General features: G+C 71.4%; 15 protein-coding genes and 1 pseudogene. 14 read left to right on the top strand and 2 right to left on the bottom strand.

Annotation, left to right across the window (positions count from 1 at the left end):
• The first annotated feature begins 129 nt into the window (after positions 1-129).
• Positions 130-2,088, top strand: a complete 1,959-nt coding sequence (locus FIV43_RS14320) for a hypothetical protein (RefSeq protein WP_141014675.1) — start codon at positions 130-132, stop codon at positions 2,086-2,088.
• A 23-nt stretch (positions 2,089-2,111) separates the two neighbouring features.
• On the opposite strand, the gene FIV43_RS14315 is transcribed toward FIV43_RS14320, so the two are convergent.
• On the bottom strand, positions 2,112-2,705 hold the full coding sequence (locus FIV43_RS14315; RefSeq protein ID WP_181407502.1) for a TetR/AcrR family transcriptional regulator: 594 nt from the start codon (positions 2,703-2,705) through the stop codon (positions 2,112-2,114).
• Between the two features lie 130 nt (positions 2,706-2,835).
• On the opposite strand from FIV43_RS14315, the gene FIV43_RS14310 reads away from it, so the two are divergent.
• The 4 genes from FIV43_RS14310 (at position 2,836) to FIV43_RS14295 (ending at position 7,406) form a co-directional block, all read left to right on the top strand.
• A complete protein-coding gene (locus FIV43_RS14310; protein ID WP_231123402.1) occupies positions 2,836-3,543 on the top strand; it encodes an NAD-dependent deacylase in 708 nt (235 codons plus the stop codon).
• A 30-nt stretch (positions 3,544-3,573) separates the two neighbouring features.
• Positions 3,574-5,421, top strand: coding sequence for a serine/threonine-protein kinase (locus FIV43_RS14305; protein WP_141014673.1), 1,848 nt, complete (start codon positions 3,574-3,576; stop codon positions 5,419-5,421).
• 72 nt (positions 5,422-5,493) lie between these two features.
• Positions 5,494-6,639, top strand: coding sequence for an acyl-CoA dehydrogenase family protein (locus FIV43_RS14300; RefSeq protein WP_141014672.1), 1,146 nt, complete (start codon positions 5,494-5,496; stop codon positions 6,637-6,639).
• 32 nt (positions 6,640-6,671) lie between these two features.
• Positions 6,672-7,406 (top strand): VIT1/CCC1 transporter family protein, encoded by a 735-nt coding sequence (locus FIV43_RS14295; RefSeq protein ID WP_231123401.1) that lies wholly within the window; start codon positions 6,672-6,674, stop codon positions 7,404-7,406.
• 30 nt (positions 7,407-7,436) lie between these two features.
• Here the strand turns inward: FIV43_RS14295 and FIV43_RS14290 are convergent, their stop codons facing one another.
• A complete protein-coding gene (locus FIV43_RS14290) occupies positions 7,437-8,327 on the bottom strand; it encodes a LacI family DNA-binding transcriptional regulator (RefSeq protein WP_231123400.1) in 891 nt (296 codons plus the stop codon).
• A 380-nt stretch (positions 8,328-8,707) separates the two neighbouring features.
• Here FIV43_RS14290 and FIV43_RS14285 point away from each other — a divergent pair, with 380 nt between their 5' ends.
• The 9 genes and pseudogenes from FIV43_RS14285 to FIV43_RS14250 all read left to right on the top strand — a co-directional run bounded on the left by FIV43_RS14285 (position 8,708) and on the right by FIV43_RS14250 (position 22,022).
• Positions 8,708-10,279 carry a sugar ABC transporter ATP-binding protein gene (locus FIV43_RS14285; protein ID WP_141014671.1) on the top strand — a complete coding sequence of 524 codons (1,572 nt, stop codon included), beginning with the start codon at positions 8,708-8,710 and terminating at the stop codon, positions 10,277-10,279.
• Complete coding sequence (locus FIV43_RS14280) at positions 10,276-11,424, top strand: ABC transporter permease (RefSeq protein WP_141014670.1); 1,149 nt, start codon at positions 10,276-10,278, stop codon at positions 11,422-11,424. Before FIV43_RS14285 ends, FIV43_RS14280 begins: the two co-directional genes overlap by 4 nt.
• The gene (locus FIV43_RS14275) at positions 11,421-12,518 is read left to right on the top strand and encodes an ABC transporter permease (protein ID WP_141014669.1); all 1,098 of its coding nucleotides are present in this window, start codon (positions 11,421-11,423) and stop codon (positions 12,516-12,518) included. The genes FIV43_RS14280 and FIV43_RS14275 overlap by 4 nt, the downstream gene beginning before the upstream one ends.
• Before the next feature lie 40 nt (positions 12,519-12,558).
• Entirely contained in the window at positions 12,559-13,587 is a 1,029-nt protein-coding gene (rhaS, locus tag FIV43_RS14270) for a rhamnose ABC transporter substrate-binding protein (RefSeq protein ID WP_141014668.1), read from the top strand.
• 117 nt (positions 13,588-13,704) lie between these two features.
• Positions 13,705-15,237, top strand: coding sequence for an L-rhamnose isomerase (rhaI, locus tag FIV43_RS14265; protein ID WP_141014667.1), 1,533 nt, complete (start codon positions 13,705-13,707; stop codon positions 15,235-15,237).
• A 49-nt stretch (positions 15,238-15,286) separates the two neighbouring features.
• Positions 15,287-15,661 (top strand): annotated as a pseudogene (locus tag FIV43_RS23565) (class II aldolase/adducin family protein); the annotation flags it as partial.
• Between the two features lie 86 nt (positions 15,662-15,747).
• Complete coding sequence (gene rhaD / locus FIV43_RS14260) at positions 15,748-17,331, top strand: bifunctional rhamnulose-1-phosphate aldolase/short-chain dehydrogenase (RefSeq protein ID WP_331251027.1); 1,584 nt, start codon at positions 15,748-15,750, stop codon at positions 17,329-17,331.
• Positions 17,332-17,341: 10 nt separating this feature from the next.
• Positions 17,342-18,820: a rhamnulokinase gene (locus FIV43_RS14255; protein WP_141014666.1), complete on the top strand. Its 1,479-nt coding sequence runs from the start codon at positions 17,342-17,344 to the stop codon at positions 18,818-18,820.
• 97 nt (positions 18,821-18,917) lie between these two features.
• Complete coding sequence (locus FIV43_RS14250; protein ID WP_141014665.1) at positions 18,918-22,022, top strand: glycosyl hydrolase; 3,105 nt, start codon at positions 18,918-18,920, stop codon at positions 22,020-22,022.
• Positions 22,023-22,049 lie beyond the last annotated feature (27 nt).

Here is a 22,049-nt window from a genome sequence, read left to right as displayed (position 1 = left end):
CCTGCGCGCCCCGTGCGTCCGGCCTAGCGTGGTCGGTGGACGACTCGTCCGGGTCGGGACGCCCTTTCTGGAGTGCACGGTCGCGAGTGCACGGCTGACGTGAACAGCTGACATGAACGGGGTGAGGCGATGCGGTGCGTACTTCTGCCCGCGCAGGCGACGGCGACGGCAGGGAGGGCGACCGCGGTCGCCCGGCGCTACGTCGGGACGGGCGTGGTGGTGATGCTCGCCGCGACGCTGCTCGCTGTCGGGCTCCCACCCTCGCCCGCGTCGGCCGCCCCGGACGCCGGCGACTTCGCGCCGCGTCAGACCGTGCACACCTATCCGAGGGTCATCAGTGCCACCCACCAGGCGGAGGTGGTCGCGGGCGCCGACGGCTCCACCGTCGTGGCCTTCCTGGTCGGGTACTCCGGCTACGTCAGCGTGCGGGCACCCGGGGCGACGACCTGGGGGCGTGCCGTCCAGGTCACCGAGGGCACGGTCTACGACCCCGCGCTGGCGGTCGGCGACGACGGCACCGTGGCGGTGGGGTGGTCGCGACCAGGCACCGGCGTGCAGCTGACCGTGCGTCCCGCCGGCGCGACACGGTGGGAGGCCCCGGTGAACCTGTCGGGCACCCAGCACCAGGTCGCCGTGGCGCCGGCCGGCGTGGTCACGGTGGTCGCCTCCGGTTACCGATTCCAGACCTCCGACTACCAGCTGCAGTCCTGGCGCCGGCCCGCCGGTCGCAACAAGACGTTCGCCGGTCCGACGGTGTTCTCGCCGGGGATCGGCAACGCCCGGCTGCCGGACCTGCGGGTGGACCGCGCCGGTCGCCCGGTCGTGGCGTGGGCCAACGAGACCGACGCCGGGCGCCATGACCAGGTGCGGGTGGCGATCGGCTCGACCCGGCGCAACACCTGGCCCACCCAGGAAGTGGTCGCCTCGGCTGCCGGCAGCTGGACGGACGTGCGTTCCCCGAGCGTGGCGCCGGGCAGCGACGGGTCGCTGACCGTCGCCTACGCCCGCGACCAGTCCGGCGGCACCCACCGGGTCGACGCCCGGGTGCGGTCCGCGAGCGGGTCCTGGGGGAGCAACGCCGAGCTGCGGTCGACCTCGACGCTGCGGCCGACGTACGTGCAAGCGGTGACGACCGGCGACGGCACCACCGTGGTCGTCTGGTCCGACGACGGCGCGATGAAGGCGCGGCACCGCAATCCGGGTGCCGCCGGGTGGGCGGGATCGACGGTGACGCTCGGGAGCGCCGGGACCCTCCCGGGGCAGATCGCCCGCGCGATCGACCTCGCCGGCGGTCCGGGCGCCACCGCGGTGGCGACCTGGGGCAACCACGCGAACCAGCAGAACGGAGAGGTGCGGGTGCGTCAGTTCGAGGCCGGCGCCTGGTCCAGCTCCTACGTGCTCTCCGAGACGGTCGCCGACGCCGACTGGCACACCTGGGGAATGGCGGCCGCGATCGATCCGGCCGGCCGCCAGACCGTGATCTGGGGCCGCCAGCGGATCCCGGACGGCAACGCCGGGAAGCCGACCCTCAGCGTCCGATCGACCGACGTGCCGCCGGTGACCGTGCGAGGAGCCGCGCGAATCGCCGGCCGGCCGCGGGTGGGTGCGCCGCTGACGTGCGACGCCGACTTCACCGGGGCGCGTTCGGTGACGTACCAGTGGCGGCGCGGCGGCGCCACCGTCGGCCGGGCCCGCGTCTACCGGCCGGCCGCCCCGGACCGCGGCCGCACGCTCGTCTGTACGGCGACCGGGCGCAACGCCCACGGCGGCACCTCCACCACGTCGACCCCCGGCGCCCGGGTCGCCCTCGGCGCCGCGCCGAACGCGACCAGGACCCCCGCGATCACCGGTCGCAAGACGGTCGGACGGAAGGTCGCCGTCGCCTCCGTCCGCTGGCGGCCGGCGCCGAGCCGGCTCGCGTACCAGTGGCTCCGCAACGGCCGGAAGGTCACCGGGAAGGCCGGGACGCGGCGCACCTACCTGGTCAGTCGGGCCGACCGGGGCAGGACCCTCCAGGTCCGGGTGACCGCGATCCTCCCCGGACACGCGAAGGGCAGCGTGGTGAGCCGCAAGGTGCGGATCCGCTGAGCAGGCTCAGCCGTGAACCAGGCTCAGCCGGGGGCGTCGGGGCGCAGGCCGCGCAGGAAGACGTCGAGCATCCACTCCTGCTGACCGGGCACCATGGTCAGCGCGATCTCCGGCAGCGGGCGGCTGATCCAGGAGAGCCCGAGGTGCACCTGCAGCGGCGTCATCGCGGGGTCGACCAGGCCGCTCTCCTGGGCCCGCACGATCACCGGGCCGATCACCTCGAACACCTCCTTCCGTACGGCGAGCAGCCCGGCCGGCCGCGCGTCCGGCTCGACGTCCGGCTCGACGTCCGGCTCGACGTCCGCGGTCAGCTGCGGGAAGACCGCCGCCATCCGCAGCTCGGCGAGACCGGTCGCGAACGAGTGCCAGCCCCGCCCGGGGTCCGTCTCCATCGTCGCCAGGCTGCGCTCGGCGATCGCGGTGACGCCCTCCAGGATGGAGCGGGCGACGCCGACCTTCAGGTCGGTCGGGGTGGGGAAGCGGCGGTAGAGGGTCGCGATGCCGACGCCGGCGGCCTCGGCCACGGCGCTGAACGGGACGTTCGGGCCGCGCAGGATGTAGAGGTCGCGCGCGGCACGCAGGATGGCCTGCCGGTTGGCCTGGGCGTCGGCGCGCATCTGGCCTCCTGCAGGTCGGGAAGTGGAGCGCAGCCAGCGTATGCGGACGGCCCAGGGCGGACGGCCCGTCGGCGTCTTACCGTGGTGCACCCGCGTCGGGTGGGGCGGGGGCTCCCGTACGCTGCGTGACGTGAGTCGCATCGTGGTCCTGACCGGAGCCGGCATCTCGGCCGAGAGCGGTGTCCCGACCTTCCGTGATGCCGACGGCCTCTGGGAGGGCTATCACGTGGAGGACGTGGCGACCCCGGAGGCGTACGAGCGGGACCCCGCCACGGTGCTCGCGTTCTACGACGAGAGGCGTGCGGCGCTGGCCGGCGTCGTACCGAATCCGGCGCACGAGGCGCTGGCCCGGCTGGAGGCCGCGGTCGGCGAGGAGCTGCTGGTGGTCACCCAGAACATCGACGACCTGCACGAGCGCGGCGGGCTGCAGCGGGTGGTGCACATGCACGGTGAGCTGCTCAAGGCCTGGTGCACCGCGTGCGACCAGCGGCATGCCTGGACCGGCACGCTGGCCGACCGGCCCCTCTGTCCCGGCTGCGGCGCCACCGAGCTGCGGCCCGACGTGGTCTGGTTCGGTGAGATCCCCTACGAGATGGACCGGATCATCGACCATCTCACCGACGCCGAGATCTTCGTGTCGATCGGCACCTCGGGGCCGTCTACCCGGCTGCCGGGTTCGTCCAGCACGCCCGTCGCCACGGCGCCCGGGCCACCGAGCTCAACCTCGAGCCGAGCGAGGGCTCGTTCTTCTTCCACGACTCCCGTCACGGCAAGGCCGGCGAGCTGGTCCCGGCCTGGGTCGACGAGTTGCTCGGCTCGTGACCGGCGGAAGGCGTGATCCGCGGCGACGTCGGGTAGAAACAGGGGTATGAGCTCCCCACCGGCCCTCGGATACCCGACCCCGGGTGCCCGGATCGGACGGTTCCGGATCCTCGAGCAGCTCGGCCAGGGCGGCATGGGCGTCGTGTTCCGGGCACTGGAGGAGAACCTCGGTCGCGAGGTCGCCCTGAAGGTGATCGCGCCGCACTACGCGCACGACCCGGAGTTCCGCGAGCGGTTCACCCGCGAGGCGCGGGCGCAGGCGTCCCTGGAGTCCTCCCACGTGGTGGCGGTCTACGCCCACGGAGAGGAGGACGGCTACCTCTACATCGCCAGCCAGCTGATCGTCGACGGTGACCTCGGGGAGCTGATCCGCACCGCGGGCGTGCCCCCGATGGTGAATGCGCTGGAGGTGATCGAGCAGGTCGCCAGCGGCCTCGCCGACGCGCACGACGCCGGGTTGGTGCACCGCGACATCAAGCCGGGCAACGTGCTGGTCCGGATCCGCGGCGGTCAGGTCCGCGCCTACCTCTGCGACTTCGGCATCGCCCGCCGGATGAACGCGGCGGCCACCCGGTTCAGCTCCTCGGCCGTCGGCACCCCGTCCTACATGGCGCCCGAGCTGCACGCCGGAGCCTCGGCCGGTCCGGCGGCCGACATCTACTCGCTGGGCTGCCTGCTGTGGGTGGCGCTCACCGGGGAGTCCCCGTTCCGCGGCACCACCGAGTACCAGGTGATCGGCGCTCACATCAACGACCCGGTGCCCCAGCTGGCCGACGGGAGCGCGATGGCCCAGGCCACCAACCGCATCCTGCGCACCGCGATGGCCAAGGAGCCGGCGGACCGGTACGCGTCCGCCGCGGCCATGCGCGCCGACCTCCAGGCGGCGCTGCGGATGCCGGCCGGCGCCGGCCAGGCCGTGCCCGCGCCGCCCGCGCCGACCGCGCTCCGCCCGGTGACCCCGACCGGCCGCCCCGCCACCGCCAACCCGGCCGCCCGACCGTTCGCTCCGCCCGGCAGCGGGTCGCTGCCCGGCAGCGGCGCGCCGCCGGGACCACCGCCGCCGTACCAGGCCGGGAACGGCTCGTACGGCGGCTCCGGCGCGCCGACCGAGGGGGGTGGCTGGCAGCCGTCACGCCGGCGCTCGGGCCGCCGCTGGTGGGTCGTCGGCGGCGTGGCCGCCGGCACCGCGATCGCAGTCGGCATCGCGGCCGCGGTGCTCACCGCCGGCTCCGGCGGCGAGGAGGACGACCCGTCGGGCACGGACAGCGCGTTCGCGGAGGGGGAGCCCAAGGAGATCGTGAACGCGGCCGAGAAGGAGATGGCGGTGCTCGAGGTCGCGCGGGTGGAGGGACAGTTCCAGTCCGGCACCGACGGACTGATCGACGTGGACCTGATCTCCACCTCGAGCGGGGACTGCGAGGGCACGATGACCCTCCCCAGCGGCGGGAGCGCCGAGTTCCGGTCCGTCGACAACCAGGTCTACCTGCGACCCGACGAGGCCTACTGGCAGGCGATCGCGCCGGACACCTACCAGGTGGTGACCGAGGCGATCGGCGACCGGTGGGTCGAGGGCAACGACATGCGCTCGGCGCTGCGGCCGGTCTGCGACCTGGACCGGTTCTTCGAGCGGGACGGCCGCGAGGACGCGGTCGCACAGACCGAGGGCGTCGAAGAGGTCTCCGGCAAGGACGCGGTCAAGGTCACCCAGTCCGAGGGCAGCCAGTCCGAGACGCTCTACGTCCAGGTCGAGGAGCCGCACTACCTGCTCCGGCTCGAGGAGAGCGGCGTCGACGTCTTCGAGTTCTCCGACTTCGACATGGACGTGGAGATCACCGCGCCCACGACGAAGGAGATCTTCGACCTCGACAAGTGGATCCAGCAGCAGGGCGGCTGACCGCGGCGCCGGTGACCCGTCCCTCACCCGGACCGGTGCCGCACTCGGCTACCCGGGAGTAGGATCGCGTCCATGAAGCGCGAGATCTACGACGAGGACCACGAGGCGTTCCGAGCATCGGTGAAGGAGTTCGTCGACCGCTCGGTCCTGCCGAACTCCGAGCAGCACATCGCCGACAAGGCGCTGCCGCGAGAGTTCTGGCTCGAGGCCGGCAAGCAGGGCCTGCTCGGTCTCGAGGTCCCCGAGCAGTACGGCGGCGCCGAGGCCGGCGACTTCCGGTTCAACGCGGTCCTCCAGGAGGAGCTGGCCAAGGCGGGGGCGGCGTACCCGACCTGTCATGGCATCCACGCCGACATCACCGCGCCGTACATCGTGGAGCTCGGCACCGAGGAGCAGAAGCAGCGCTGGCTGCCGGGCGTCGCCTCGGGCGAGATCCTGCTCGGCATCGGGATGACCGAGCCGTCCGGCGGCTCCGACCTCGCCGCGCTCAAGACCACGGCCGTCCGCGACGGCGACGAGTGGGTCATCAACGGCTCCAAGACCTTCATCACCAACGGCTACTCCGGCGACCTCTTCGTCACCGCGGTCCGTACCGACCCGGAGAAGGGCTCCAAGGGCATCACCCTCTTCGGCATCGAGGCGACCAAGGAGGGCTTCTCCCGCGGTCGCAAGCTCGACAAGGTCGGCATGGAGGAGTCCGACACCGCCGAGCTGTTCTTCGAGAACGTGCGGGTGACCGACGCCGAGATCATCGGCGAGCTCAACATGGGCTTCATCCACATGATGCAGAAGCTGCCGCAGGAGCGGCTCGGCTGCGCGATCGCCAACGTCGCGCACGCCAAGCAGATCCTCGCCGAGACGGTCGACTACGCCAAGGAGCGTCAGGCGTTCGGCCAGCCGATCGGCAAGTTCCAGCACAACAAGTTCCTGCTCGCCGACCTGGTCACCCGGGTCGAGGTGGCCGAGGCCTACATCGACAAGTGCGTGCTCGCGCACTCCAAGAAGGAGCTCTCGGCGGTCGACGCGGCCAAGGCCAAGTGGTACTCCAGCCAGGTCCAGGGCGAGATCCTCGACCACTGCGTGCAGATCCACGGCGGCTACGGCTTCATGAACGAGTACCGGGTCGCCCGTGCCTGGCGCGACGCCCGGGTCACCAAGATCTGGGCCGGCTCCAACGAGATCATGAAGGAACTGATCGGCCGCGACCTCGGGCTGTGACCCACCCGTCCCTCGTGGTGGATCATGGGGACGTGACCATCACGACCGGTGACGGCGTCGAGCCCGGCCAGCATCCCGACGAGCCGCACCAGCGCGGGCTCAACGACCGGATGAACTGGCTGCGGGCCGGCGTGCTCGGCGCCAACGACGGGATCGTCAGCACCGCCGGCATCGTGCTGGGCGTCGCCGGCGCCACCACCGACCGCACGGCGATCCTGGTGGCCGGCGTGGCCGGCCTGGTCGCCGGCGCGATGAGCATGGCGGCCGGCGAGTACGTCTCGGTGAGCACCCAGCGCGACTCCGAGGAGGCGCTGCTGGAGACCGAACGGCGCGAGCTCGCCGAGGACCCGGACGACGAGCTCGCCGAGCTGGCCGACCTCTACGTGCGCAAGGGGCTCGACCAGGACCTCGCCCTCCAGGTCGCGCGCCAGCTGACCGCGGAGGACGCGCTGGGCGCGCACGCCGAGACCGAGCTCGGCATCGACCCCGACGACCTGACCAGCCCGTGGAACGCGGCCTGGGCCTCGATGCTCTCCTTCACCCTCGGCGCCCTGCTGCCGTTGCTGACGATCGTGCTCGTCGCGGAGGGGGTCCGGGTGCCGGTGACCGTCGCCGCGGTCGCCGCGGCGCTCGCCCTCACCGGCTGGGCCAGCGCCCGGCTCGGCTACGGCCCGCGCGGCCGCGCCGTGGTGCGCAACGTGGCCGGCGGCCTCTTCGCGATGGCCGTCACCTACCTGGTGGGCACCGCGCTCGGCACCCAGATCTGACCCGACGGGTCGCCCGGCGTGCCGGGCCGGTCAGGCCTGCGTGGAGCGGCGGACCACCAGGGACGGCTCCAGTACGACGTCCTCGGCCGCGCGTCCCGGGTCCTCGATGGTGGCGAGCAGGAGATCGGCGGCCACGGTGCCGAGCTGCTCCCGGGGCTGGCGCACGGAGCTGAGCGGGATCGCGGCGGAGGCCGCGAAGTCGATGTCGTCGTAGCCGATGATCGCGACCTCGTCGGGGACGCTCACGCCGGCCAGGGTGAGCGCCTGGAGCACCCCGAGGGCGACCAGGTCGTTGGCGGCGAAGATGGCGTCCGGGCGCGGACCTCCGGAAGCGAGCAGGTCCTCGACGCCCCGACGCCCGGCGGCGGCGTCCATGATCCCGGTGACCACCAGGCGCAGGGTGGCGTCGCCCACGTCGGCGACAGCCCGCTGGGCGCCCTCGAGGCGGTGCTCCACCTGGGTCAGGCCGCGGGGGCCGCCCACGAAGGCCAGGCGACGACGTCCCTGGTCGAGCAGGTGCTGGGCGGCGATCCGCCCGCCCAGCCGGTCGTCGACCGCCACCGAGGAGAACTCGCTGCTGTCCAGGCGGCGGTCCACGGCCACCACCGCGGTGCCGCGGTCGCGCAGCCGCCGCAGCCGCGGCAGCACGCCGCCGACGGGGGAGACGAGCAGCCCGCTGACCCGCTGCTCCTCGAAGAGGTCGAGCAGCATCTGCTCCCGGGCCGCGTCCTGACCGGAGTTGCCCAGGATCAGCGGTCGACGGTGCTCGGCGAGTCGTTCCTCGACGCCGCGGGCGACGTCGGTGAAGAACGGGTTGCGGACGTCGAGAACGACCATGCCGACGGCGTGGTTGCTGCCGGAGCGCAGCTGGCGCGCGGCGTCGTTGCGCACGAAGCCGAGCTCGTCGATGACGGCGAGCACGTGCTCACGGGTGGTGGTGGAGACCTTCTCGGGCGGTTGAGCACGTTGGACACGGTGCCGACCGACACCCCGGCCGCCGCGGCGACGTCCTTGACCGAGACCGCGCGGGCGCGCTCGCCCGTACCCTCGGCGCCCTCTGCACTCAGGTCGGTCACATCGATCCTCGGTCTCGTCGGCGGAGCGGGGCCCCGTGAAGCTGATCGGGTGGTGGGAGACACCCTAGAGCGAGGACCGTCGTCGGCCGCACCGTCTCGATTCGTTGTTGATTCGTTTCAACAAAGTTTCAGGAACCACTTGACGCCTGTGACAGCAGTCACCTACCGTCACTGTGTCCGCGACGATTGAAACCTTTCAATCCCGATCAAGAAGGCGAGGAGCGGATGTCAGACCCCACCGCACGCCCCGCGCAGGCGTACGTGCTGGAGCTCCAGGACGTCGCGAAGTCGTTCGGAGCCGTGGCCGCCCTGCGCTCGGGGACCCTGCGGGTGGCCCCCGGCTCGATCCACGCGCTCGTGGGTGAGAACGGCGCCGGCAAGTCGACCCTGGTGAAGATCGTCGCCGGCGTGCACCGCCGCGACGCCGGCGTGTTCGAGTTCCAGGGCGAGGCCGTGGACTTCACCTCGACCGCCGAGTCCAAGGCGTCCGGCGTGGCCGTGATCTACCAGGAGCCGACCCTCTTCCCCGACCTCTCGGTCGCGGAGAACATCTTCATGGGCCGCCAGCCGCTGGGCGCGGCCCGGCGCATCGACCGGGCCCGGATGTACGCCGAGTCCGAGGCGCTGTTCGAGCGCCTCGGCGTCGTGCTCGACCCGCGCCGCCCGGCGCGCGGCCTCTCCATCGCCGACCAGCAGATCATCGAGATCGCCAAGGCCATCTCGCTCGACGCCGCCCTGCTGATCATGGACGAGCCGACCGCCGCGCTCTCCGGTGTCGAGGTCGACCGACTGTTCGCCGTCGCCCGCTCGCTGCGCGACGAGGGTCGTGGCCTGGTCTTCATCTCGCACCGGTTCGAGGAGGTCTTCGACCTCTGCGACACCGTCACCGTGATGCGTGACGGCGCCTACGTCTCGACCCAGCAGATCGCCGAGACCAGCGTCGACAAGCTGGTCGCGGAGATGGTCGGCCGCGAGGTCACCGACCTGTTCCCGAAGGCCCCGGCCGAGATCGGCGAGGTCGTGCTCGACGTCGCCGACCTCAACACCGCCGGCGTCTTCCACGACGTCTCCTTCCAGGTCCGCGCCGGCGAGATCGTCGGCCTGGCCGGCCTGGTCGGCGCCGGACGCTCCGAGATCGCCCGCGCCGTCTTCGGCGTGGACGCCTACGACAGCGGCTCGGTGACCATGAACGGCCAGCGGATCGCGCCGCGCAACCCGCGCGCCGCGATCAGGGCCGGCATCGCCTTCGTGCCCGAGGACCGCCGCAAGCAGGGCCTGGTCACCGAGGCCTCGGTGGCCCGCAACATCGCCGCCGTGATCCGCCGCGGCCTGACCACGGCCGGCCTGCTCACCACCCGCGCCGAGAACCGTGCCGCCGGGCCGTGGGCCGCCAAGCTCGAGGTGAAGACCAACGCGCTGGACATGCACGCCGCGACGATGAGCGGCGGCAACCAGCAGAAGGTGGTCATCGCCAAGTGGTTGGCCACCAACCCCAAGCTGCTGATCATCGACGAGCCCACCCGCGGCATCGACGTCGGCACCAAGTCCGAGGTGCACCGCCTGCTCTCCGACCTGGCCGGTCAGGGCCTGGCGATCCTGATGATCTCCTCCGAGCTGCCCGAGGTGCTCGGGATGGCCGACCGGGTCCTGGTCGTGCACGAGGGCCGGATCACCGCCGACATCCACCGCGACGACGCCAACCCGGAGAACATCATGCGTGCCGCCACCAACGCCGACCCCGCGCACGCCGGTGCCCGCCAGGGCTCGGGCCAGGACTCCGCCGAGGTGCCCGCATGAGCAGCCTGACCCACCCCAGCGGCGGTTCCACGCTGAGCCGCGTCGTCAAGGAGGCGCTGCGCTCGCGCGAGCTCGCGGTCGCCATCGTGCTGGTCCTGCTGATCGCGGTCACCACGCTGAAGTCCGAGTCGTTCCTGTTCAGCTCCACCGGGTGGCGCGACCTGCTGCTCACCCCGTCCATGCTGATCCTGCTCGCGGTCGGCCAGACCGCGGTGATCATCACCCGCAACGTGGACCTCTCGGTCGGCTCGACGCTCGGGCTGACGGCGTACCTGACCGGGCGGCTGTTCATCGACACCAACCTCCCGATCATCGCGGTCGTGCTGGCCGCGGTGCTGATGGGTGCGGTGCTCGGCCTGGTCAACGGCATCCTGGTCGCCTTCGGCCGCGTCCCCGCCCTGGTGATCACCCTCGGCACGATGTACATCTACCGCGGCGTGTTCCTCACCTGGGCCGGCAGCGACCGGATCAACGCCGACGACATGCCGCGCGCCTTCCGCAACCTGGGCACCGAGTCGATCCTCGGCATCCCGGTGCTGACCATCGTCGCGGTGGTCGTGCTCTGCGCGGTCGGCTACTACCTGCAGACCGCCCGCGGCGGCCGCGAGCTCTACGCGATCGGCTCCGACCCGGGCGCGGCCGAGCTCTACGGCCTCAAGATCCGCCGCCGGGTGATGTTCGCCTTCGTGCTCTCCGGCGCCCTGGCCGGCCTGGCCGGCGCCGTCTCGGCCGCCCGGTTCGGCACCGTCTCCTCCAGCGTCGGCTCCGGCGTGGAGTTCGAGGCGGTCGGCGCCGCGGTGATCGGTGGCGTCGCCATCTTCGGTGGCTCCGGCACCGTGTGGGGCGCCGCGCTGGGCGCCTTCCTGCTGGTCACCATCAACCGTGCGCTGCCGGTGCTCGGGATCTCCGACTTCTGGCAGCAGGCGGTGGTCGGCGCCCTGATCGTCGGCGCGATCACCCTCGACCGCGTCCTGGTCCTGCGCCAGGAGAAGCGGCTGGTCGCCGCCCGTGACGACGAACCGACCTCGCACGCGACCTCACCGACGCTGGATCCGGTGCTACCGGGCGGCTCCGCCGCCCCGGACCGACCTGACCCAGCCGGCAGCGACGCAGCAGGCACCGACTCGAAGGAGGGCGGCCGATGAGCACCCTGTCCCCCGAATCGACCGCGGACAGCCCGTCGGTGGAGCGCACCTACGCCGCGTTCTCCCGGCCGATGTGGCAGCGGGTGATCTTCAGCCGTGAGTTCGCGGTGATCGCCCTGCTGATCGCGGCGGTCGTCTACTCCCGCTCCGAGGTCGCCTACTTCGACGGCCCGCAGACGATGTACTACCTGTTCCGCGACTCGGCCTCGGTGCTGCTGCTGGCGCTGCCGATGACCGCGATCATCATCACCGGCGAGATCGACCTCTCCGTCGCCTCCACGGTCGGCCTGACCAGCGTGGCGTTCGGCATGCTGATCGACGACGGCGGCCTCTCCGCCACCACCGCGGCGCTGCTGGCGATCGGGATCGGGGTGCTCTGCGGAGCCTTCAACGGATTCCTGATCGCCTACGTCGGACTGCCCTCCATCGCGGTCACCATCGGCACCCTGGCGCTCTTCCGCGGCATCGCGGCGGGCCTGCTCGGCACCGAGTCGCGCACCGAGTTCCCCGAGGGCTGGACCGACTGGGCCAAGCAGCGGATCTTCGAGGACCAGCCGTATCCGATGATCCTGATCCCGTTCGCGGTGCTCGCGATCGCGTTCGCCCTGCTGATCCACTTCTCGCCGTTCGGCCGCGGGATCTTCGAGATCGGTCAGAACGACGAGGCGGCGCACTTCACCGGTGTCAACGTGGCCCGCACCAAGGCGATCCTCTTCGTCCTCTCCGGCGCCGTCGCCGGCTTCGTCGGGATCTACACCACCCTGGTCACCGGGGTGGCCCGGGCGGAGAACTCGACCGGCCTGGAGCTCTCCGTGATCGCCGCGGTGCTGCTCGGCGGCGTGTCGATCTTCGGCGGCCGAGGCGCGCTGCACGGCGTGCTCGCCGGCGTGCTGCTGATCGGTGTGATCCAGCGGGCGATGCTCCTCAACGGGGAGACCATCAACGTCATCAACATCGTCATCGGAGTGCTGCTCGTGCTCTCGGTGATGTCCACAAGTCTCCTCGCCGCGGCCCGCCGTGTGGTCGAGGTGAGTAGGGGAGCGCGGTCCTCGGGTCGCTCCTCGCACAGCGCCGGCAAGCGGTCGCTGAGCTGATCCCGGCGACGTTGCCGGAACCATCCGAAAGGGAAACCACATGTTGAACCAGAAGCGACGCTTCGCGAGCCTCGCGGCTGCCGCGCTGGCCGCCAGCCTGGCCCTGACCGCTTGCGGCAGTGACGACGGCGGCGACGGCGGTAGCGACGGCGGTGAGGGTGGCACCTACACCTTCATCCCGAAGAACCTCGGCAACCCGTACTTCGACACCAGCAACGCCGGTGGCGAGGCCGCCATCGACGAGTTCGGCGGCGAGTACGAGCAGGTCGGCCCGGCCAACGGCGACGACCCGGCCGGTCAGGTCCAGTACATCAACACCGCGACCCAGCAGGGCCGCAGCGCGCTGGTGATCTCGGCCAACGACCCCGACGCCCTCTGCGACGCCATCGGCGAGGCGATGGACGCCGACATCCCGGTCGTCACCTACGACGCGGACACCAACCCCGACTGCCGCGACATCTTCGTCAACCAGGCCGACGCCGAGGGCATCGCCCAGGCGCAGGTCGACCTGATCGCCGAGCAGATCGGCGACAAGGGCGAGATCGCGTTCCTCTCGGCCGCCGCCAACGCGACCAACCAGAACGCGTGGATCGAGCTGATGAACACCGAGCTCGAGGAGAACCACCCCGACATCGAGGTCGTCGACACGGTCTACGGTGACGACGACGACCAGAAGTCGTTCGACGCCACCGCGGCGCTGCTGCAGAAGCACCCCGACCTGGCCGGCATCATCTCGCCGACCACCGTCGGCATCGCCGCCGCCGCGCGCTACCTGTCCACCTCGGACGCCAAGGGCAAGGTCGCGCTGACCGGTCTGGGCACGCCCAACCAGATGCGTGAGTACGTCGAGGACGGCACCGTCACCGCGTTCGCTCTGTGGAACCCCGAGGACCTGGGCTACCTCGCCGCCTGGACCGCCAAGGCCCTGGCCGACGGCGACATCGAGGGCGAGGGCGACACCTTCGAGGCCGGTCGCCTCGGCGAGTACACCGTCGGCGCGGACAACACCGTGCTGCTCGGCGACCCGTTCGTCTTCGACGCCGACAACATCGGGGACTTCGACTTCTGAGTCGATGACGGGTTCGCCGTCCCGAGCGGCGGACCCCCTCAGGTCGGCGCCGGCCGTCCCCGGCCGGCGCCGGCCAGCACCACCCACGACCGCAGGAACCAGGGAGGAGGGTCACCCATGCCCCGCTACTGCTTCAGCCTTCAGGTTCGTCCCGACCGGATGGACGAGTACGCCGAGCGCCACCGCGCCGTATGGCCGGAGATGCTCGACGCGCTCGCCGACACGGGCTGGCGCAACTACTCCCTGTTCCTGCGGTCCGACGGTCTCCTGATCGGGTACGTCGAGGCCGACGACCTGGCCGCCGCGCAGGCGGCGATGGACGACACCGAGGTGAACGCCCGCTGGCAGGCGCAGATGGCGGCGTACTTCACCGGAATCGACGGGCAGGCCCCGATCAGGGCTTCGTGCAGCTCGACGAGGTGTTCAACCTCGACGACCAGCTCAACCGCGTACACGCAGAAAGCAACCGTGATGACTGACTTCGCCGCGATCGCGGCCCAGCTCCAGGGCCAGGCCATCGAGCTCCCGTCCTGGGCGTTCGGCAACTCCGGCACCCGCTTCAAGGTCTTCGGCACCGCGGGCACCCCGCGCAGCGTCGAGGAGAAGATCGCCGACGCCGCGACCGTCCACCGGTTCACCGGCCTGGCGCCGACCGTCGCCCTGCACATCCCGTGGGACAAGGTCGACGACTACGCCGCGCTGCGCGCGCACGCCGCCGACCACGGGGTCGCGCTGGGCACCATCAACTCCAACACGTTCCAGGACGACGACTACAAGTTCGGCGCCCTGACCCACGTGGACCCGAAGATCCGACAGAAGGCGATCGACCACCACTTCGAGTGCATCGACGTGATGGACGCGACCGGCTCCCGCGACCTGAAGATCTGGCTCGCCGAGGGCAGCAACTACCCCGGCCAGGCGGACCTGCGCGGTCGCCAGGACCGGCTCGCCGAGTCGCTCTCGACGATCTACGACCGTCTCGGCGAGGAGCAGCGACTGGTCCTGGAGTACAAGTTCTTCGAGCCGGCGTTCTACCACACCGACGTGCCGGACTGGGGTACGTCGTACGCCCAGGTCGCGGCGCTGGGCGAGCGGGCCGTGGTGTGCCTGGACACCGGCCACCACGCGCCGGGCACCAACATCGAGTTCATCGTGATGCAGCTGCTGCGCCTGGGGAAGCTCGGCTCGTTCGACTTCAACAGCCGCTTCTACGCCGATGACGACCTGATCGTCGGCGCGGCCGACCCGTTCCAGCTGTTCCGGATCATGTTCGAGGTGATCCGCGGCGGCGGCTACGGTCCCGCCAACCCCGACGGGCACTCCGACGTCGCGTTCATGCTCGACCAGTGCCACAACGTCGAGGCGAAGATCCCCGGCCAGATCCGCTCGGTGCTCAACGTCCAGGAGATGACCGCCCGCGCGCTGCTCGTCGACCGGGACGCGCTGGAGTCCGCGCAGGCCACCGGCGACGTGCTCGGCGCCCACCAGGTCTTCATGGACGCGTTCTATACCGACGTGCGCGGCCCGCTGGCGGCGTGGCGCGAGGAGCGCGGCCTGCCGGCCGACCCGATGCGCGCCTACGCCGAGTCCGGCTACCAGGCCGAGATCGAGGCCGCCCGCGTCGGCGGCACCCAGATGTCCTGGACCTGATCGGTCCCCGACCCCACTCTCCCTGACTTCCCCACCCCCGGAAGGAACCATGACCACTCCCTCGACCTCCGCGGCGCACGAGCTGATCGCTCGCAGCAACCGTCTCGGCGCCGACCCGAAGAACACCAACTACGCGGGCGGCAACACCTCGGCCAAGGGCACCGAGACCGACCCGGTCACCGGTGAGCCCGTCGAGCTCCTCTGGGTGAAGGGGTCCGGCGGCGACCTCGGCACGCTGAAGGAGGCCGGTCTGGCGGTGCTCCGCCTCGACCGGATGCGCGCGCTGGTCGACGTCTACCCGGGAGTGGACCGCGAGGACGAGATGGTCGCCGCGTTCGACTACTGCCTGCACGGCAAGGGCGGTGCGGCGCCGTCGATCGACACCGCGATGCACGGACTGGTCGAGGCGCCGCACGTGGACCACCTGCACCCCGACTCCGGGATCGCCATCGCGACCGCCGCGGACGGCGAGGACCTGACCGCCAAGATCTTCGGGACAAGGTCGTGTGGGTGCCCTGGCGCCGCCCCGGTTTCCAGCTCGGTCTGGACATCTCCGCGATCAAGGAGGCCAACCCGCAGGCGGTCGGCTGCATCCTCGGCGGCCACGGCATCACCGCGTGGGGCGCCACCAGCGAGGAGTGCGAGAAGAACTCGCTGTGGATCATCGACACCGCCGCGGAGTACATCGCCGCGAACTCCACGGCGGAGCCGTTCGGCCCCGCCCTGGACGGGTACGGCGCGCTGCCGGCCGACGAGCGTCGTACCAAGGCGGCGGCGCTGGCCCCCACCATCCGCGGCATCGCGTCCGCGGACCGGCCGATGGTGGGGCACTTCACCGACGCCGACGTGGTGCTGGACTTCCTGGCCGCCGCCGAGCACCCGCGGCTGGCCGGTCTGGGCACGTCCTGCCCGGACCACTTCCTGCGTACCAAGGTGAAGCCGCTGGTCCTGGACCTGCCCGCCTCGGCGAGCGTGGAGGAGTCGATCGCCCGGCTCGAGGAGCTCGCGGTCTCCTACCGCGAGGACTACCAGGCCTACTACGACCGGCACGCCGACGACGCCTCCCCGGCGATCCGCGGCAAGGACCCGCTGATCGTGCTGGTGCCCGGCGTCGGCATGTTCTCCTTCGGCAAGGACAAGCAGACCGCCCGCGTGGCCGGTGAGTTCTACATCAACGCGATCAACGTGATGCGCGGGGCCGAGGGCCTGTCCACCTACGCCCCGATCGACGAGTCGGAGAAGTTCCGGATCGAGTACTGGGCGTTGGAGGAGGCCAAGCTGCAGCGGATGCCGAAGCCGAAGCCGCTGGCCACCCGGGTCGCGCTGGTCACCGGTGCCGCCTCGGGCATCGGCAAGGCCACTGCGGAGAAGCTGGCCGCCGAGGGCGCCTGCGTGGTCATCGCCGACCTGAACCTGGAGAAGGCGCAGGAGGCAGCCGCCGAGATCGGTGGCTCCGACGTGGCCGTCGGTGTCCAGGTCGACGTCTCCTCGGCCGCCGCGGTGCAGGCCGCCGTCGACGCCGCCGTCCTCGCCTTCGGCGGGATCGACCTGGTCGTCAACAACGCCGGCCTGTCCCTGTCGCGCTCGCTGCTGGAGACCACCGAGAAGGACTGGGACCTGCAGCACGACGTGATGGCCAAGGGCTCGTTCCTGGTCGCCCAGGCCGCCGCCAAGGCGATGATCGCGCAGAAGATGGGCGGCGACATCGTCTACATCTCCTCGAAGAACTCGATCTTCGCCGGGCCCAACAACGTCGCCTACGGCGCGGCCAAGGCCGACCAGGCCCACCAGGTGCGGCTGCTCGCCGCCGAGCTCGGCGAGCACGGCATCAAGGTCAACGGGGTCAACCCGGACGGCGTGGTCCAGGGCTCGGGGATCTTCTCCTCGGGCTGGGGGGCCAACCGGGCCGCGGTCTACGGCGTGGAGGAGAAGGACCTGGGCAAGTTCTACGCCCAGCGCACGATCCTCAAGCGCGAGGTGCTGCCGGCCAACATCGCCAACGCCGTCTTCGTGCTCTGCTCCGCCGAGCTGAGCCACACCACCGGCCTGCACATCCCGGTCGACGCCGGGGTCGCCGCCGCGTTCCTGCGATGAGGCTGTGCTGATGGCGGGAACGGTGCGGGTCGCCGCGGTCGACCTCGGGGCGACCAGCGGCCGGGTGATGTCCGGCAGGGTCGGTCCCAGCGGGATCGAGCTCAACGAGCTGCACCGGTTCGGCAACGGCGCGGTGCGGGCCGGGGACTCGTTCTTCTGGGACGTGCTCGGCATCCACCGGGAGATGCTGGCCGGGATCCGTCAGGTCGCCGGGACCGGACCGCTGGACGCGATCGGGATCGACTCCTGGGCCGTCGACTACGGCCTGCTGGACCGTGACGGTCGCCTGCTCGGCAACCCGTTCAGCCACCGCGACCCCCGCACCGAGGGGGTCGCGGAGCGGGTCGCCGAGCAGCTCGGCGCGCACCGGCTCTACGCCACCACCGGGCTGCAGCAGCTGCCGTTCAACACGATCTACCAGCTGGTGGCCGCTCGCGGCACCGCCGCCCTGGAGTCGGCGGAGTCGCTGCTGCTCCTGCCGGACCTGCTCGGCTACTGGCTGACCGGGGCGATGGGCGCCGAGCGCACCAACGCCTCCACCACCGGCCTGTACGACGTGCACACCGGCGAGTGGGCCCGTGAGCTGTGCCGCGCGCTGGAGCTGCCCTGGTCGATCCTGCCGCCGCTGCGCGACCCCGGGTCGCTGCTCGGGCCGCTGACGCCGGACGTCGCCCGCGAGGTCGGCGTCGACCCGGCCCGCGAGGTGCCGGTGATCGCGGTCGGATCCCACGACACCGCCTCGGCGGTGGTCGGCGTGCCGGCCACGACCGACCGGTTCGCCTACATCTCCTCGGGCACCTGGTCGTTGGTCGGCCTCGAGCTGGACAAGCCGGTGGTCACCGAGGCGGCCCGCGAGGCCGACTTCACCAACGAGGGTGGCGTCGACGGGACGATCCGGTTCCTCAAGAACGTGATGGGCCTGTGGGTCCTCTCGGAGTCGTTGCGGGCGTGGACCGAGCGTCGCCTCGACCTGGGTCTGACCGATCTGCTGGCGGCCGCCGCCGACTTCGAGCCGCACCGCTCGGTGATCGACATCAACGACCCCCGGCTGCTCGCGCCGGGCACGGCGAGCGACCCGATGCCCGAGCGGGTGGTCGCGCTGGCGATCGAGAGGGGCGGACCCGAGCCGGCCTCCCCGGTCGCGATCACCCGGTGCATCCTGGACAGCCTCGCCGTCGCCTACCGGCGTCATCTGCGCACCGCCGCCGAGCTCTCCGGGGTCTCGCCCGAGGTCGTCCACATCGTCGGCGGCGGCTCGCAGAACGCCCTGCTGTGCCAGCTCACCGCGGACGCCTGCGGGCTCCCGGTGATCGCGGGCCCGACCGAGGCGGCCGCGCTGGGCAACGTGCTCGTCCAGGCCCGCACGCTCGGCGCCGACCTGCCCGACCTGCCCGCGATGCGCGCGTCGATCCGCTCCTCCTACGAGGTGCGGGAGTACCGGCCGCAGCCAGGGCTGGACTGGGATGCCGTGGAGGCCCGCCTGGCCTGAGCCCTCGTCCCTGCGCCGTCACCGGCGACTCCCGCTGATCAGTCGCACGACCCGATCCCCGCCCACCGTCGGGCGCCCATCTCGGAAGGCAGCATCGATGAACGACCCCCAGTCCAAGGCCCGTCTCGATCGTCGCACGCTGTTCGGCGCGGCCGCTGCCGCGGTCGGCGCTGCCGCCGTCGCCTCGGTCAGCACCGGTGCGGTGGCTCCGGCGCCGGCCGGCGCTGGCGTCCTGGACGGCCTCCCGAACTCCTTCGAGCGAGCTTTCCGCAGGCCGACCAGCGCCACCGCTGCCGGCTTCCGCTGGTGGTGGCCGCACGGGCTGGTGGATCCGGCTGAGATCTCCCGTGAGGTCGACCAGGTCGCCGACGCCGGATTCGGGTCGCTCGAGGTCGCCGACGTCACCCACAGCCTCCGCGCCCGCGACATCGACATCGACGTCAGCACCCACGGGTGGGGTACGGCGCCGTGGGTCGCCGGAGTGAAGGCGGCGCTGCGTCAGGGTGCGAAGCGCGACGTCCGCATCGACATCACGGTCGGCCCGTCGTGGCCGGCGGCGGTCTCGACGATCACCCCCGACGACGAGGCGGCCTGCACCGAGCTGGTGCACGGCGTGGTCGAGGTCGCCGCGGGGGCGACGTACGACGCCGAGCTGCCCGAGCCGGTCGTCGAGGCTGCGGACTCGGTGACGAAGAAGACCCTCGTCGGCGTCCAGGCCCACCGGGTCGCCGGTCAGGAGATCGACAGCCGGGGCAACCTGCGTTCGACGACCCTCGACCCCGAGTCCTACCGCGACCTCACCTCGTCCGTCGTCGACGGTCGCATCACCTGGACCGCCCCGGCGGAGCCCGCCGACGGCACCTGGGTGCTGTTCGCGTGGTGGCAGCGCGGCTCCGGTCAGGAGCCGGAGGCAGGGCCGCACACCGAGCCCCGCTCCTACGTCGTCGATCACTTCAGCAAGCAGGGCGTGCAGAAGGTGATCGAGCTGTGGGAGGAGCGCATCCTCGACCGGGAGATGCGACAGCTGCTGAAGAAGGCGGGCGGGCAGCTCTTCGAGGACTCCCTCGAGATCGAGACCGACGCGACGATCTGGACGCCCGGGTTCCTCGAGACCTTCGAGGACTCGCGCGGCTACGACCTGCGCCCGTGGCTGCCCATCGTGGTGGAGGAGAACGAGAAGTACCTCTACACGATCGCCTCGGCCGACGACCCGGACAAGCCGGAGTCGCTGCGCACCTACGAGATCCGCGACGACTACAACCAGGTCCTCTCCGACCTGTACCTCACCGCGCACCTGATCCCGCTCCAGGACTTCGCCAAGAAGCTGGGCATGGGGATCCGGATCCAGCCCTACGGGCTCGAGACCGACACCATGCTGCACTCGACGGTGATCGACGTGCCGGAGACCGAGTCGCTCGGCTTCAAGAACCTCGACGACTACCGGATCATGGCCTCGGGCCGCGACATCGCCGGGCACACCCTGCTCTCCTGCGAGGCGATCTGCTACAACGGCGCCGCCTACAACACCGGCTGGGGAGCCGCGCCGAGCACCCGGACGCAGAACCAGGCGCTGTTCACCATCAACAGCATCTTCGTCGCGGGCGTCAACCAACTGATGATCCACGGCTTCCCCTACGCCACGGCGCCCGAGGTGACGTGGCCGGGGTTCGCCGCGTTCTCGCCGTACTACAACGGCGCGATCGGGTACGGCGAGGCGTGGGGGCCACGCACGCCGCAGTGGAAGCACATCAGGGGGATCGCCGACTACATCGCGAGGACCCAGATGGTGCTCCAGACGGGGGCAGCGCGGTACGACATGGCCTTCTGGCGCCACAAGGGTTGGGCGTCCACCGGCATCGGTCCGCAGTGGATCACCAACAACGGCACGAAGAACGGCTGGTCGCACTCGTTCCTCAGTGCGTCGCTGCTCGGACTCCCGGCGGCGAAGAAGGTGCGGGACGGACGTCTCGCCCCCGACGGGCCGGCGTACAAGGTCCTGCTGGTCGGTCCCGACTCGCTGCGCAGCAACAACGTGACGATGGACCTCGAGGGGGCGCGGCGGATCCTCGCGGTCGGCAAGGCGGGCCTGCCGATCATCCTCATCGGCGACTGGACGGCGGTGACGCCGGTCGGCCGCTACGACGAGGCCGAGCTCGCTCAGGTGCGCAGCCTGATGCGCCAGATCGCTGCGTTGCCGAAGACCCGGACGGTGGTGGAGGCGGAGATCCCGACCGCCCTGGCCGACCTCGGGATCGTCAGCGACGTCGAGCACACCGACTCCACCGTCCAGCACGTGCGTCGCGTCGACGGCAAGGTCGACTACTACTACATCGCCAACGTCCGCCACGCCGAGGCGAACCGCAACATCGTGCGCGCCACCCAGGACATCTGGCTGACCGCCACCGACAAGAAGGCGGTGCCGTTCCTGCTGGACGCCTGGACCGGTCAGACGACGCGGGTGGCGGCGTACGAGCGCAACGGCGACCGGATCCGCGTCCGCATCGACCTGGTGCCCGGCGCATCCACCATCATCGCGCTGGCCCCGAAGGGCTTCACACCGGACAAGCCGATCGTCCCGATCGCGACGGCCGGCCAGGAGGTCTTCCAGCGCGGCCTGGTCACCACGCTGCGCACGACCACGGCCGGTTCCATCCCGGTGACCCGCACTGGTGGTCGCACGGTGGAGGTGGAGGTCGACCGCGTCGTCGCGCCGATCACGCCGACCGCGTGGACCCTGGAGGTCGAGGACTGGAAGCCGGCGAACGAGGCCGACCCGACAGACCTGCGCACCACCAAGGAGACCCACGAGACCACCCTGGACGCACTGGGGTCGTGGAGTCAGGTCGAGGGCCTGGAGGACGTCTCCGGCATCGGGCGCTACCGGACCACCGTCGAGCTCGACAAGGACTGGAAGCGGCACGAGGACGGGGCGTTCCTCGAGTTGGGAGAGGTCAACGACACCTTCCGGGTGCGCGTCAACGGCGAGCTCCTGCCGGCTCTGGACCCGATGAACCCGACCATCGACCTCGGCCACCGGCTGCGCAGGGGCACGAACACGATCGAGGTCGAGGTGGCCTCGACGTTGCTCAACCGGCTGCGGGTGGTGACACCCGAGGTCTACGGCGTGGCGCAGCGGCAGAGCTACGGCCTCGTCGGCCCGGTCCGCCTGGTGCCCTACGTCGAGAAGGTCGTCCTGGCGTGAGCCGGGTCCACCATCCGATCGAGCGCT

Origin of the sequence: Nocardioides sambongensis, assembly GCF_006494815.1 — a bacterium.
Lineage (GTDB): Bacteria > Actinomycetota > Actinomycetes > Propionibacteriales > Nocardioidaceae > Nocardioides > Nocardioides sambongensis.
This window is presented reverse-complemented; position numbering and strand designations above follow the sequence as displayed.